Here is a 14,357-nt window from a genome sequence, read left to right on the forward strand (position 1 = left end):
TGCCTTTGTAAAGATAATAAATTTATCCTCGAAATTATGAACTTAGCTGACCTACGCTTAAACTACCAAAAAGGAGAATTACATGAGCAACATGTACACCCAGACCCTTTTGCTCAATTTGCCACCTGGTTTAAAGAAGCGCAAGCTTCTCAGCTAAATGAGCCTAATGCCATGTTTTTGAGCACAATAAGCTCTTCTGGTCGTCCATCTGGTCGCATCGTTTTATTAAAAACAGTCGACCATGGTTTTAGTTTCTTCACCAATTACGAATCTCGCAAGGGCCAGGATTTAGCCTTTTCTTCTCAAGCTTCCATCACCTTTTTCTGGGGCGAATTAGAGCGCCAAATCCGCATCGAAGGTCATGTCGAAAAGCTATCCGTCGAATTATCCACCGCCTATTTTCATTCTCGCCCACGCGAATCGCAACTAGGAGCCTGGGTTTCCGAACAAAGTGCTAAAGTAGATTCTCGCGAAGTCTTAGAAAAACGCTATGCTGAATTAGCTGCGCAATACGAAGGCAAAACGATTCCTAAGCCAGATCATTGGGGTGGCTATCGCTTAGTGCCGGATTATTTTGAGTTTTGGCAGGGTAGACCCTCTCGCTTACATGACCGCGTAGTGTATGATGCGCGGGAAAATGGGGAATGGGAGTGTTATCGGGTAGCGCCTTAAAAGCTCCGCTTATTAAATAATAAAGCATAAAGCACAAAGAATAAAGATAGAATCGCCTTTGGCGATGTGTTTAGAAAAATATTTCATAAATGTAAAAAGGGCTCGAATTTCGAGCCCTTTTTATTCCACCTTTATTCTTTGTGCTTTATTCTCTACAATAACTTTTTCTCCAACGTCTTCTGACTTTGGAACCCTTCTCCATACCTCACCCCAATCTTGTGGCCCATTTCCATCGCGCGCGCTTGGATAAAGTTCAAGAAGTCTGGGCTGGAAATATAAGAAGCCGGTTCGGCAGAATTCGGGTCAAAGAATTGACTTTTGAATGCGCGAATGGCGGCTTCTTTTTGGTCCCATTGCGAAGAAATATCCACCACAAAATCAGGTTCTAAGTAGCGATCTTGGATGTAATGATAGACTTGTGCGGGTCTCCAGGCAGGAAGATTTCCGGTTTTGATTTGGCGTAATCCTGATAAAAAACATGCATCTATGGCTAATTGAGCGCCTTTTCCATGATCTGGATGGCGATCTTCTAGGGCATTAGCTAAAACGATATCTGGTTGGTATTTGCGAATGACTTCGATTAACTTCAATTGAGTTTCTTCGTCGTTTCTAAAAAAGCCATCGCGGATGCCAAGGTTTTCACGAGCCTGTAGACCAAGGATTTTAGTCGCGTCAGCTGATTCTTGTAAGCGAATTTCTGGAGTACCACGTGTGCCTAATTCTCCGCGAGTGAAATCCACGATTCCCACTTTTTTGCCAGCGGCAATGTGCTTCAAAATAGTTCCAGCGCAGCTTAATTCAGCGTCGTCTGGATGAGCGGCCATCACGAGAATGTCTAGTTTCATAGCGGTTAATGAATACGGATTCGGCGCCCCGCTCGGATGACCGAAGAGCTCTTCATTCCATTTAACTTTTTCAATTTAGCGATCGAAACTCCCGTTCTGCGAGCGATAGCACCTAAGGTGTCACCTTGGCGAACTTTGGTCCAAGCCTTCGTTCTCGAACGAACTTTATCTCCTACAGAACCGTATTCGTTCTTTAAAGAAAGGGAACGGATATCAAATGATCTCGCCGTGATAATGATATGATCTGAAACCGGTCCGAACGGGTTGAAATTATACACATTCTTCGGATTCATCGGATTCCCCTCGTAACGTGTTTCAAAGTGCAAATGGGAGCCAGTACTACGCCCGGTACTACCACCTACTCCAACTTGATCACCTGCTTTTACAAGGGTCCCTGGTTCTAAACCCGGAGAGGCTAAGTGTGCGTATAGTGTTTCAAAACCGTTATAATGCCTTACAAGTACATAGTTGCCGTAACCTGAACGATCATAATGACTTACCCGCACAATGCCATCAAAGACAGAGAAAACGGGATAGCCTGTTTCTAAATCTAGATCAACACCGGCGTGCAATCTGCCCCAACGCGGTCCGAATGGACTTGTTTGCTTGACGATTTCAAGTGGTGAGGCCCAATTACGACCTGCAGCCGTATTGTATAATTCGATATCGACGGGTTCGTCGAATTCTTTGGCATCAATATCGTAAGGATCAATAATTTTTGTATCCCAAATCGCAAAATAGGAAGCAACTGAAACGAAATCCTCGGTTCCCTCTGGTGCGGCTTCTTCTTCAATCTCTACGATCAGATTCTCGCCTTCATCGATGGAGGTGGTGTCAAAATTACTGATACTCGCATTCAATACCTTGATGGGTTCGAATTTGCGTTCTTGCATCTCAGATCCAGCCGTAACCCCTATGGATTCTGTCTCGTTTCTGAATTGCAAAGGTGGGAGTTCATCGAGTTCCTCCTTCTTCTTGTTCTTTTCTTGGAAAAGTTGGGAATTGGATTTGACTTCGATCTCTGTTTTTTTCTTGAATAAATTCCGCTCTTGTGCTTTCAAGCTAAAGCCTGATAACAGCAGAAAACATCCAAAAATATAGGTAATTAACCTCATAAGACTTGTTTAGTGTAAATTGTTCGCGGCTAACCAACGTTCCGCGTCCAATGCTGCCATACATCCGCTACCTGCTGCGGTAACTGCTTGGCGATAAATGGTGTCCTGCACATCACCGCAAGCGAAAACGCCTTCGATGCTCGTACGAGAACTTCCTTTCTCTGTAATCAAATACTCTTGTGCGTCCATCTCTAAAGTCCCTTTAAAGATCGATGTATTCGGTTGATGACCGATAGCTACGAAGAAACCAGTTAAGGCAATTTCTTCTTTCTCTTTAGTCACATTATTCACGATGCGGATACCGGTTACCCCGTTCGCATCCCCTAAAATTTCCTCCGTCTCTGAGTTCCAATGAATCTCTATCTTAGGATTATTCTTTACGCGCTCTTGCATGATAAGAGAGGCACGCATTTCGCCACGACGAACGATTAAGTGTACTTTGGTACATAAATTCGCTAAATAACTCGCTTCTTCTGCTGCGGTATCACCAGCACCCACGACAGCAACGGTTTGATTGCGGTAGAAGAAACCATCGCAAACAGCGCAAGCCGAAACGCCTAAGCCATTGAACTTTGTTTCTCCCTCTAATCCTAACCATTTCGCGCTAGCACCTGTGGCGATAATCACCGCATCTGCTTCGATTTCTGTGGTATCATCGATCCAAACCTTTTTAGGAGAAACCGAGAAATCCACTTTCGTCGCCATACCATAGCGTACATCTGTCCCAAAACGCTTCGCCTGATTTTCTAAGTCCACCATCATGGCTGGGCCATCAATTCCGTTCGGATAACCTGGGAAATTGTCCACCTCTGTTGTCGTTGTTAATTGACCACCTGGTTGACCACCTTGGTACATCACGGGATGTAAACCTGCGCGTGAAGCGTAAATAGCAGCGGTATAGCCGGCTGGGCCAGACCCGATAATTAGGCATTTGATTTTTTCTGACATCTGTATTTTTATCGAATGGTAATGAGCCTACAAAATTCGGGAAATATAGGCAGAATCACAAGCGATGTTTTTCTTATTAATTCTTACATTTGTTTGACGAAATACCTAAACGAATGAAGCTCACAAATATTTTCCAGAACCTAACTTTTTGGGTGTTATTATCCATTTTAGTGGGGGTGTTAGTGGGTCATTGGGCGCCGGAAATAGCCTTGTACAAGGTGTTGGAAACGAAGTTTAGCTACAATTTGTTAGGGGCTGAATTGAGTTTTGGACCTAGCTTGAGTGAGGTTTTTAGTGGCGTTTTTATCAGTTTAGTGAAGATTTTTATCAACCCAATCATCTTTTTGACGATCAGTTTAGGGATCGTGAATATGGGGAATCTAAAGAAAGTAGGTCGAGTAGGAGGAAAGGCCTTACTCTATTTCGAGGTGGTCACCACGATTGCCTTATTAATCGGGTTAGCGGTTTCGACTCTTGTGGAACCGGGTGTAGGTGTTATTCGCGATGATATTGCGGGAGGAGATATCTCCAAATTCACCCAAAAAGCCGCCGGATTCTCCTGGATGGGCTTCTTGAAAGAAAACTTTACGGTCCAGGTCTTAGGCTTCTCTATTTTCTTCGGCATCTTTTTGAATTACGTGAAAGGCAAAGCGAAGATGATTGCGGGGATGCAACAGGGATCGCACTGGGTGTTTAAAGGCTTGAAGCTGGTCATGTATTTAGCCCCATTGGGTGCTTTAGGCGGGATGGCTTTTACCATTGGTAAGTTCGGGATTCATTCCTTGTTGCCGTTAGGTAAGCTGATGCTGACGGTGTATTTGACCATGGGTATCTTTGTTTTTGTGGTGTTAGGCTTCATTATGCGCTCTTGTGGGGAGCGAATTTGGTCCTTTTTGGGCTATATCAAACAGGAACTGCTGATCGTTTTAGGAACCTCTTCCTCGGAGGCGGCGCTACCTTCTTTAATGCATAAATTAGAGGATATGGGCTGCTCAAAGTCTGTGGTGGGTTTAGTTGTGCCAGCGGGCTACTCCTTTAATCTGGACGGGACGAGTATTTATTTATCGATGGCTACGCTGTTTTTAGCCCAAGTTTATGGCGTACATTTGTCCTGGGAACAGATGCTGACCATCGTAGGGATCCTGATGGTGACCTCGAAGGGAGCGGCGGGTGTGACAGGAAGTGGCTTCGTGGTTTTAGCCTCTACTTTAAGTGCTTTGCAAGTGATTCCAGTGGAAGGTTTAGCCCTGTTATTAGGTGTGGATCGCTTTATGTCCGAGGCGAGAGCGATTACGAATTTTATTGGAAACGGAGTAGCTACGGTTTGGTTAGCGAAGCATGAGGGAGAATTTAAAAGAGAACAATCAACAAATTAATCATATATGTCAATTTCATCCATTTTAAGAGAAGATGCGCTCGAGTATCATGCAGGAGGGAAACCTGGAAAAATTGAAGTAAAACCGACGAAATCGACCGCTACTCAGCGCGATTTATCTTTGGCGTATTCGCCGGGTGTGGCTGAGCCTTGCTTAGAGATTGCGGAGAATGTGGAGAAGGTCTATGATTATACGGCCAAAGGAAATCTAGTAGGCGTCATCTCAAACGGTACAGCCGTTTTAGGTTTAGGAAATATAGGCCCAGAAGCATCTAAGCCGGTTATGGAGGGTAAGGGTGTATTATTTAAAGTATTCTCGGATATTGATGTATTTGATATCGAATTAGCGGTGACAGACCCGGATGATTTTGTGGATACGGTCGCTCGGTTAGAACCGACTTTTGGCGGAATTAATCTAGAGGATATCAAATCCCCCGAGTGCTTCGAGATAGAAGAGAAGTTAAAAGCCCGTTTGAAGATTCCTATCATGCACGATGATCAGCATGGGACGGCAATTATCTCGTCTGCGGCTTTATTGAATGCGCTTGAAATTGTAGACAAGAAGATCGAAGAAGCAAGATTCGTTATTTCTGGTGCAGGAGCAGCGGCTATTTCCTGTGTGAAACTGTATTTAAAGCTCGGTGCGCGCATAGAGAACTTTTATATTTTCGATAAGGATGGTTTAGTTTCTGAAGATCGTCCGGATTTGAATCGCTATTTAGCTCCATTAGCTGGAAAGGCGGGGAGAACTACCACCCTAGCACAGGCAATGAAAGGAGCGGATGTTTTCTTAGGCTTATCCGTAGGAGGAATATTGAAACCAGAGATGGTGGCAACGATGGCCGCGAATCCGATCGTATTTGCGATGGCGAATCCAACTCCTGAAATTGGGTATGAAGAGGCCAAAGCGGTGAGAGAGGATTTAATTATGGCGACGGGACGTTCGGATTTCCCTAATCAGGTCAACAACGTATTAGGATTTCCTTTCATCTTCCGTGGGGCATTAGACGTTCGTGCATCAGAGATTAATGATGAGATGAAGTTAGCGGCGGCGAAGGCTTTGGCCTGCTTAGCCAAAAAACCGGTACCCGATATCGTCAATCTAGCGTATAACGAGAAGTCTTTAAGCTTCGGACCTGAATACATCATCCCTAAACCGGTAGACCCTCGTTTAATCACGACGATTTCCATGGCTGTCGCCAAAGCGGCGATGGAATCAGGCGTGGCGACGAAACCGATCAAAAACTGGGATGCCTACGAGACTCAGTTAGCGAAACGCTTAGGATTAGACAACCAGGTAATGAAGTTTATCCTGAAGCGCGCTAAATCAAAGCCAAAACGCATCGTATTCGCAGAGGCCGAAAACTTAAAAGTATTAAAAGCCGTACGTGAAGTATTAGACGAAGGAATCGCGAAACCGATTCTATTAGGACGAAAGGCAAATATCGATGCCATCTGTGAAGAGCACCACATTGATCTAGGAGATATTGAGATCTTCGATTTCAAGCATCCAGACAACGCAGGCTTATTAGCCGAATTCGCGGAGTTATTCTACGAGAAACGTAAGCGTCGCGGATTCACGAAATGGGAGGCAGAAAAGCAGGTACGTAAGAGTAATTACTTTGCGGCGATGATGTTAGAGACCAATCGGGCAGATGGAGTTATCTCCGGTTTAACGAAGAACTATCCAGATGCAATCCGTCCAGCTTTGCAGATCATTGGCAAAAAGCCGGGTGTAACGAAGGTGGCCGGTATGTACTTGTTATTGAGTAAGCAGGGGCCACTCTTCTTCTCGGATACCACGATCAATTTCTCCCCATCGGTGGCAGATATCGTAGAGATCACGGAATTGACATCAGAAGCGGTAGAACGCTTTAATTTAAAGCCGAAAATTGCGATGCTATCGTATTCAAACTTCGGTTCAGCCGATGGAGAGGATGCCTTGAAGATGCGGGCGGCTACGCATATCTTGCAAGATAAACACCCGACTTGGGTGATTGAGGGAGAGATGCAGGCACACTTAGCTTTTGACAAGGAATTAAGACAGCAGAATTATCCTTTTGCGACCTTAGGAAATGATACGGCGAATACGCTAATCTTCCCAAATCTTTCTTCAGCGAATATTGCCTATAACTTATTGAAAGAAGCCGCTGATATCGAGTACATCGGACCTATCTTATTAGGCTTACGCAAGCCAGTTCACGTATTACAGTTAGGTGCTTCGGTTCGCGAGATTGTGAATATGGTGGCGATTGCGGTTGTAGAAGCGCAAAGCGTCTAGTTAGTCATCCAAGCCTTTCTCAGGTTTAATTGGGAGGGGCTTGGATTTTTTATTTCTTTCATGTCCTGTTTGATGGCCTCTAAAAGCGCAACCTTGTCCTTTTTGCCAGCTGGGCTGCTTAGTTCACATCCAATTTTTTCTAGCATTTCATTCAGCGGTAAATCTTTGTTTCCGCTGACATACTTAGAAAAGAAAGAATCGACTCCTTTGATTTTAGAGGTTTCCGCAATCAGTTTAAATAAATCTTCATCCTGAAAGGATTTATTGGGGCCAAAACGCGCCGATAAATCACGGATCAATTGTTGCGTACCATAGCGACCATCTGTTTCGCTGCGAAAGAAAATGTCTAAACAGAGGCCTATTAAGGCACCCTTTTGGTAGACATTCCCATATTCCTCTTTGTATTTACCCAAGACACCCTTACTCATTTTCGTGAAAGGAATCGTGTTATCGTAACTAAAATTCATGGTGCGGTACTTTTCCGTCATTCGCTCGAGAAATGCGGGTAAACTAATCAGGCCGCCCTGAAGCTGCATATGCTGAGCGGCATACTCCGTTAGGCCTTCGTATAACCAAAGGTGCTGAGACATGCTCGGGTTTTGGAAATCAAAAGAGCCAATCTCCTCAGAATGCAAGTTCAAAGGCGTTTGAATGTGGAAAAACTCGTGAGCACTCACATCCCTAATCACGGGACCCATCACCTCGATGGAATCTTCAGGTAAATAGTAAAAAGAGGACTTCGCGTGCTCTAATGCACCATAAGATCCATTCTTCAGATGGGCGGACATCACGATCAGGAAGGCATAATTATTTACCGGGAAACGGCCACCAAGATAATGCAACTGCGCCTGTAACAAGGGTTTTAACTCCTTTGCGACCTCGGACGCTTTAATTTTCTGGTTAGGGGAATAAACCGAAATCAAGATGTCAGCATTAGCCTTCCGGATGTGAACAGTGTCTGCTGGCGCCACGAGGATCGGGGCATCGGTTAGTTGTTGGAATGAGGAGGCGGTGTAGGTATCTTTCTGAGCGCTCAAAGAGGTAGAAGCAACGAGACCTTTCGGCGTTGTTAATTGCAAAGAAACCGGGATTTGCTCTTTGCCTTTTACATAGCCAAGCAAGGCATGTGTGTTTAAAGCAAATAGCGAGTCTTGTTGGAAATTAGTTCCTGCTGGCTCGAAAATATAAGGGCCTTTGATCTCTGGACTATCCCAAGAGTCATCTACCTCATAGCAGAGTGTGGAGGCATTTGGGAGAAAAAACGTATTCGTATCCTTTCTGACCACAGATAGGGCATTTCCCGTGGCATCGAAAGCCTGCATATTGCTCACAAATCGCCCAAAATTATAGATCGCATAGGTTCCCGGTACCATTTTAGGGAAACAAAACTCCTTCACTCCAGCGGGTAATTTGACGTTTACCGTTAATCGATCGTGCTGAAGTCGATTCAAGTCAATGGAATAGTGGAGACTGTCCTGTGCATTTACATGATACATAAAGCACAACAGAAGCAGGAGTTTTTTGAGCATTAATTCTTGAAGTTCAGCGCCTCGTTAGGCTCTATTTTGGTGATTAATAGGGTAGGGATACTCATCATGAAACTGACTAAAAGAATGCTTAGCGCATTAACGATGCCCCAGGTGGCAGCATCCCATTCAATAGGGACACTACTCATGTAATAACTTTCCGGATCGAGCGGAATCAGGTGGTAGGTCGATTGTAGGTAACAGAACAAGAAGGCAATGCCATTCCCAATCAATAAGCCTCTGACTAAAATGAACAAGCCATTCCACCAGAAAATACGTCTAATCTGGGACGCGGAGGCCCCCATCGACTTTAATAAGCCCACCATAGGAACGCGTTCCATGATTAATACCCAAAGCGTTGCGATTAGATTAAAGCAGGCCACTACGAAGAGGAGGCTAATGAAGATAACAATGTTTCTGTCGAGCATGGTCATCCAATCGAATAAGGCAGGATATATCTCCGTCACTGGCTGAATACGCCATTCAGGCGGCATGGTTTTACCTAAGGCGTCTGTTTTTATTTCTAGCTGCTCTTTGTTTTTGAAGTATACCTCATAGGTTCCCAGTGAATCAGCCGTCCAGCCGTTCATTTTTTGTACCCAGTCTCGATCAGCTAGGACGAATATTTTATCTAATTCCTCCAGCCCCGTTTCGTAAATGCCGGCAATTTTCACTTTACGTGGTCTCTCTGGAGCGCTTAGGAAATATAAAATCAAGGAGCCGTTTAAATTCACCTTTAGTTGTTTGGCTAATACCTCACTTAGGATGATTTCCTGAGGGCTTTTTAGTGCGCCAGATCCTTGAATCATGTTTTTCTCCAGCTGTTTCGCAGGAAGGTCTTTCCCAATTCCTTTGACCACTATACCCGCTAAACCCTCTTTCCCGACAATAATTCCGGGACGCTGCACATGGGCTTGAATATGATCAATCTCTGGGCGTTTTGCCGTAGCGGCTTCCCATTCCCGATTGCGAGTCAGGGGGCTTTCCGCTAATGAGCGATTCCCTGAGATTTGGGAGATACGCGCATCACCGGAAAAGCTGGTTAATTTATCTTGGATGGTCGTTTTAAATCCAAAGAGAATCGCAAAGGCCACTAAAATAATCGCCGTTCCTACCGCCACCGTACCGATACCCACGTAAGTCACCGTCTTCGAGAAGGAGGTGTCATGAGTTTTCCGAATACGCCTAGCGACAAAAAGAGGGAAATTCATTAGATTTGATTTTCAATTCTGAACCGCAAAGAAAACACGAATGGGGCGTAAATCAAATAGTATCAGTGTATTGTTCTGCCTTTTGGCCTTTACTGTATGTAGTCAAAAAACGCTTATACCAGGAGCTGCTCAATTCTCAGCCTATTTGCCTTCTTTGAAGGGAAAGAACATCGCTTTAGTCGTGAATCACACCTCAGTCGTGGGGAAGACGCATTTAGCAGATACTTTATTGTCTCTAGGCGTTTCCGTTAAGAAGATTTTTGCACCGGAGCACGGTTTCAGAGGTACGGCGGATGCCGGTGCCCATATTGATAATGAGGTGGACAAGAAGACGGGTCTTGCGCTTGTTTCTTTGTATGGCAAACACAAGAAGCCTACGCCGGAGGATTTGCAGGGAATTGATGTGGTGCTTTTTGATATCCAAGACGTAGGAGCTCGTTTTTATACCTATTCTTCGACTTTGCATTATGTGTTAGAGGCCTGTGCGGAAAATAAAGTTCCGATTACCGTCTTAGATCGCCCGAATCCAAATGGACATTATGTGGATGGGCCTGTTCTTGAAAAGGCGCAAGCTTCTTTCGTTGGATTGAATCCTATTCCAGTTGTGCATGGTTGCACGCTGGGGGAATTAGCTCGGATGATGAATGGAGAGGGTTGGCTAGCGAATGGAGCCAAAGCCTCTATTACCGTCATTCCTGTCGCAAATTATACCCACGCTTCCCCGGTTCATGTAGCCATTGCACCTTCGCCTAATTTGCCGAATGATCAATCCATCGCTCTATATCCTTCGCTATGCTTATTCGAAGGGACGAACGTGAGTATTGGTCGTGGAACGGATTTACAGTTTCAGGTGGCAGGTACCAATATCGCTGGATTAGGGGATTATACGTTTATACCGGTTCCTAAACCAGGAGCGATGGATCCTCCTTTAAAAGGCCAAACCTGCTATGGATACAATCTCTCCAAGCTACCTTCACGTAATTTGGGTTTTAGCCTGAAATACCTCCTGTATTTTTATGAGAAGTCTGGATTAGGGGAGAAGTTCTTTACTTCGCCATCCTTCTTTGATAAATTAGCTGGAACAGATTCGCTGCGTTTAGCCATTATCGCCGGTAAATCAGAAAAGGAAATCAGGGATTCTTGGGAGCCAGGTTTAGTGCAATACCGAAAAATGCGCCAAAATTACCTCCTCTATCGTTAGATTTAGCTAAAAAATTCCGACATTTGCCGTTTATTTTTAAGCAAAAAAAAACATGGCGGAAAAGATCCTTATTCTTGATTTCGGTTCTCAAGTGACTCAATTAATTGCACGTCGCATCAGAGAAGCGCAAGTCTACTGCGAAATACACCCTTTTAATCACATTCCTGTAATCGACGAATCGGTGAAAGGGATTATCCTTTCGGGAAGTCCTTGTTCTGTACGCGACGAAGATTCCCCTCGAGTGGATTTAAGTTTGTTCGGCTCTTTACCCATCTTAGGTATTTGCTACGGTGCGCAATTATTAGCGCATCAGGGCGGAGGCTCCGTTCAGGCGTCTGGTCACCGCGAATACGGTCGTGCACACATGACGAGCGTAAAGGAAAGCCCACTCTTAAAGGGATTGTCAGCGACGGGTCAAGTTTGGATGTCTCATGGTGATACCATTATGGAATTGCCATCGGAATTCGAATTAATTGGTTCGACCGAAACCGTTCGAGTAGCGGCATTTGCGCATACATCGAAGCCGATTTTCGGTATTCAATTCCACCCAGAGGTAACACACTCAACGGAAGGAAGTCAATTAATCAAGAACTTTATTGTAGATATCTGCGGCTGCGCGCAAACGTGGACATCGGATTCTTTTGTCGATAGAACGGTTTCAGAGTTGCAGGCCAAATTAGGGAATGACAAAGTCGTTCTAGGTCTTTCAGGCGGCGTAGACAGCTCAGTAGCCGCGGTTTTATTACACCGCGCGATTGGCAAAAACCTGTATTGCATCTTCGTAGACAACGGTTTATTGAGAAAAGATGAGTTTGAACAAGTATTAGAATCTTACAACACCTTAGGCCTAAACGTGAAAGGAGTTAATTCCAAACAACGTTTCTATGATGCCCTGAAAGGTTTAACAGATCCAGAAGATAAGCGCAAAGCAATCGGCAAGACCTTCATTGAGGTATTTGACGAGGAGGCCCACTTAATTGAAGGTGTTTCTTGGTTAGGTCAAGGTACGATATACCCAGACAAAATTGAGTCAGTTTCTTTGAAAGGACCGAGTGCAACCATTAAATCTCACCATAACGTGGGCGGTTTGCCGGACTTTATGAAATTAAAAGTGGTAGAGCCATTAGATGCTTTGTTTAAAGATGAAGTTCGTTTAGTTGGTAAGACCTTAGGTGTACCAAAAGACATTTTAGGCCGTCACCCATTCCCAGGACCAGGTTTAGGTATCCGTATTTTGGGCGATATCACGCCTGAGAAAGTCGATATTTTACAAAAAGTGGATGCGATCTTTATCAATGGATTGAAAGAGGATGGATTATATGACCAAGTTTGGCAAGCAGGAGCGATCCTTCTACCTATCCAATCTGTAGGTGTGATGGGAGATGAGCGTACATACGAGCAAGTGGTTGCCTTACGTGCCGTTTCCAGTGTTGACGGTATGACGGCTGACTGGTGTCACTTGCCTTACGAATTCTTAGGTCGAATTTCGAACGAGATTATTAATAAGGTCAAAGGTGTGAATCGAGTGGTGTATGATATTTCGAGTAAACCACCGGCGACTATTGAGTGGGAATAAATTTCTATTTCATTTCTAAAATCGTGCTTCGCAATGATTATAGAGTAGAGATTATAGATAAAGCATAGAGCATAAAGAATAAAGAATAAATTAGGAATCAAAAAAACGGCTTACGCCGCTTTTTTGATGAGTACAGTGAAGTAATTCATTGCTGAATTCATCCCCAAAGGGGATTCGAACTTTATTCTTTGTGCTTTATTCTTTATTCTTTTTATCTGTTCTCTCTACTCTATAATCTTTACTCTCATTTATTCTTTGTGCTTTATTCTTTATGCTTTAATGTTTCTAAACCGCTGCGCGGTTTTGAAACAAATCAGCTAGATAAATCACCGTTTCCGTCGCCTTCTGCATATCCTGCACCGAAACCCATTCTTGTTTGCTATGGAAGGCATGCTCGCCGGCAAAGATGTTCGGGCAAGGTAGGCCCATAAAAGTTAAGCGGGAACCATCGGTTCCGCCGCGGATACTGGTGGTTTCGGCTTTAAGTCCGGCTAAACGCATGGCCTCCATGGCTAAATCGATGCATTCGGGATAGTTCACTAATACCTCATTCATGTTGCGGTATTGCTCGGTTTGGGTGTAGGTGGCCGAGGAATTCGGGTATTTGCGCAAGACCATCTCGGAGATTTGTTGGATGATGAATCCATATTCGCGAAGTTTTTCAGTCTCAAAATCACGGATAATGAACTCGATGGTCGCTTCTTCGACGCTACCGTAAATGTCAGTAGGGTGGATGAAACCTTCTTTTCCCTCGGTGGTTTCGGGGCTAAGGCGGTCTTTTGGGAGAGTATTGACGATTTCTGCGGCTATTTTCAGGGCACTTTCCATACGGCCTTTGGCAAAACCCGGATGCTGAGAAACGCCTTGAATTTTTACGATGAAGCCGTCGGCAGAGAAGGTTTCGTTCTCTAAATGTCCGCGTTTTTCGCCGTCTAAGGTATAACCATATTTGGCCTTAATTTTTTGCATGTCCACGTAATCTGTGCCGCGCCCCACTTCCTCATCTGGGGTAAAAAGAATGGTGATAGGGCCATGTGGAACCTCTGGATGTGTCATCCAAAAATGGACTGCATCCATTATTTCTGCCACACCTGCCTTGTTGTCTGCTCCTAATAAAGTGGTTCCGCTTGCCGTAATGATATCATTCCCGATTTGCTCTCCTAAATCGGGATGGTCGGTTAAACGAATAATGACCGATGGGTCGTCGGGTAAAATCAGATCTTGTCCGTGGTAAAAGGGATGAACAATCGGCTTTACTTCGGTTCCCGAACAATCCGGGGAGGTATCCATGTGTGCACAGAAACAGAGACCTGGAACTTCATGCGACACATTGGAATCTAATTGGGCATAAACGTATCCATGTTCATCTAAATGCGCATTTTTAATTCCTAGAGCCTGAAGCTCCGAAACTAAAACCTTTCCTAAATTTTTTTGTTTCTCTGTCGTGGGACTGCTGGTTGAATGCGGGTCGGATTGAGTATCAATTTGGACATAATTAAGAAAGCGCTCCTTCGACGTAAAGTCGTATTTTGTGATCAATTCCGATAGCTGGGGCATAAAATGCGAATTATATTGAAATATTATTAGAAAAAATTGTCTTTATTAAA

The 14,357-nt window shown here is 44.4% G+C and carries 11 protein-coding genes; 5 read left to right on the plus strand and 6 right to left on the minus strand.

Features of this window, described 5'->3' with window-relative positions; genetic code table 11:
• Nucleotides 1–36 precede the first annotated feature (36 nt).
• A complete protein-coding gene (gene pdxH / locus V7S74_RS00420) occupies nt 37–672 on the plus strand; it encodes a pyridoxamine 5'-phosphate oxidase (RefSeq protein WP_406776799.1) in 636 nt (211 codons plus the stop codon).
• A gap of 152 nt (nt 673–824) precedes the next feature.
• Here the strand turns inward: pdxH and bshB1 are convergent, their stop codons facing one another.
• From bshB1 to trxB, 3 genes are read right to left on the minus strand one after another with little or no spacing between them, the layout of a single operon-like run.
• Nucleotides 825–1,517, minus strand: a complete 693-nt coding sequence (bshB1, locus tag V7S74_RS00425; RefSeq protein ID WP_406776800.1) for a bacillithiol biosynthesis deacetylase BshB1 — start codon at nt 1,515–1,517, stop codon at nt 825–827.
• A gap of 5 nt (nt 1,518–1,522) precedes the next feature.
• Nucleotides 1,523–2,632, minus strand: coding sequence for a peptidoglycan DD-metalloendopeptidase family protein (locus V7S74_RS00430; protein ID WP_406776801.1), 1,110 nt, complete (start codon nt 2,630–2,632; stop codon nt 1,523–1,525).
• A gap of 9 nt (nt 2,633–2,641) precedes the next feature.
• Nucleotides 2,642–3,580 (minus strand): thioredoxin-disulfide reductase, encoded by a 939-nt coding sequence (gene trxB / locus V7S74_RS00435; protein WP_406776802.1) that lies wholly within the window; start codon nt 3,578–3,580, stop codon nt 2,642–2,644.
• A gap of 113 nt (nt 3,581–3,693) precedes the next feature.
• On the opposite strand from trxB, the gene V7S74_RS00440 reads away from it, so the two are divergent.
• On the plus strand, nt 3,694–4,956 hold the full coding sequence (locus V7S74_RS00440) for a cation:dicarboxylate symporter family transporter (protein ID WP_406776803.1): 1,263 nt from the start codon (nt 3,694–3,696) through the stop codon (nt 4,954–4,956).
• Between the two features lie 6 nt (nt 4,957–4,962).
• The gene (locus V7S74_RS00445) at nt 4,963–7,236 is read left to right on the plus strand and encodes an NADP-dependent malic enzyme (RefSeq protein WP_406776804.1); all 2,274 of its coding nucleotides are present in this window, start codon (nt 4,963–4,965) and stop codon (nt 7,234–7,236) included.
• Here V7S74_RS00445 and V7S74_RS00450 read toward each other — a convergent pair.
• Both V7S74_RS00450 and V7S74_RS00455 read right to left on the minus strand, forming a co-directional pair.
• On the minus strand, nt 7,233–8,765 hold the full coding sequence (locus tag V7S74_RS00450) for a M61 family metallopeptidase (protein ID WP_406776805.1): 1,533 nt from the start codon (nt 8,763–8,765) through the stop codon (nt 7,233–7,235). The genes V7S74_RS00445 and V7S74_RS00450 overlap by 4 nt on opposite strands.
• On the minus strand, nt 8,765–9,973 hold the full coding sequence (locus tag V7S74_RS00455) for an ABC transporter permease (RefSeq protein ID WP_406776806.1): 1,209 nt from the start codon (nt 9,971–9,973) through the stop codon (nt 8,765–8,767). Before V7S74_RS00455 ends, V7S74_RS00450 begins: the two co-directional genes overlap by 1 nt.
• Nucleotides 9,974–10,013: 40 nt before the next feature.
• Between V7S74_RS00455 and V7S74_RS00460 the strand changes: the two genes are divergently transcribed.
• Nucleotides 10,014–11,174 carry an exo-beta-N-acetylmuramidase NamZ family protein gene (locus V7S74_RS00460; protein ID WP_406776807.1) on the plus strand — a complete coding sequence of 387 codons (1,161 nt, stop codon included), beginning with the start codon at nt 10,014–10,016 and terminating at the stop codon, nt 11,172–11,174.
• Between the two features lie 52 nt (nt 11,175–11,226).
• Nucleotides 11,227–12,750, plus strand: coding sequence for a glutamine-hydrolyzing GMP synthase (guaA, locus tag V7S74_RS00465; protein WP_406776808.1), 1,524 nt, complete (start codon nt 11,227–11,229; stop codon nt 12,748–12,750).
• A gap of 285 nt (nt 12,751–13,035) precedes the next feature.
• Here guaA and pepT read toward each other — a convergent pair whose 3' ends face one another.
• Nucleotides 13,036–14,307: a peptidase T gene (pepT, locus tag V7S74_RS00470; protein ID WP_406776809.1), complete on the minus strand. Its 1,272-nt coding sequence runs from the start codon at nt 14,305–14,307 to the stop codon at nt 13,036–13,038.
• Between the last annotated feature and the right edge of the window lie 50 nt (nt 14,308–14,357).

Source organism: Aquirufa novilacunae, from assembly GCF_045310505.1.
Taxonomy (GTDB): domain Bacteria; phylum Bacteroidota; class Bacteroidia; order Cytophagales; family Spirosomataceae; genus Aquirufa; species Aquirufa novilacunae.

Coding starts and splice junctions, on each gene's coding strand:
- guaA (WP_406776808.1), top strand. CDS start 11,227: ATGGCGGAAAAGATCCTTATTCTTGATTTCGGTTCTCAAGTGACTCAA.
- V7S74_RS00440 (WP_406776803.1), top strand. CDS start 3,694: ATGAAGCTCACAAATATTTTCCAGAACCTAACTTTTTGGGTGTTATTA.
- pepT (WP_406776809.1), bottom strand. CDS start 14,307: ATGCCCCAGCTATCGGAATTGATCACAAAATACGACTTTACGTCGAAG.
- V7S74_RS00455 (WP_406776806.1), bottom strand. CDS start 9,973: ATGAATTTCCCTCTTTTTGTCGCTAGGCGTATTCGGAAAACTCATGAC.
- bshB1 (WP_406776800.1), bottom strand. CDS start 1,517: ATGAAACTAGACATTCTCGTGATGGCCGCTCATCCAGACGACGCTGAA.
- V7S74_RS00430 (WP_406776801.1), bottom strand. CDS start 2,632: ATGAGGTTAATTACCTATATTTTTGGATGTTTTCTGCTGTTATCAGGC.
- V7S74_RS00450 (WP_406776805.1), bottom strand. CDS start 8,765: ATGCTCAAAAAACTCCTGCTTCTGTTGTGCTTTATGTATCATGTAAAT.
- V7S74_RS00460 (WP_406776807.1), top strand. CDS start 10,014: ATGGGGCGTAAATCAAATAGTATCAGTGTATTGTTCTGCCTTTTGGCC.
- pdxH (WP_406776799.1), top strand. CDS start 37: ATGAACTTAGCTGACCTACGCTTAAACTACCAAAAAGGAGAATTACAT.
- trxB (WP_406776802.1), bottom strand. CDS start 3,580: ATGTCAGAAAAAATCAAATGCCTAATTATCGGGTCTGGCCCAGCCGGC.
- V7S74_RS00445 (WP_406776804.1), top strand. CDS start 4,963: ATGTCAATTTCATCCATTTTAAGAGAAGATGCGCTCGAGTATCATGCA.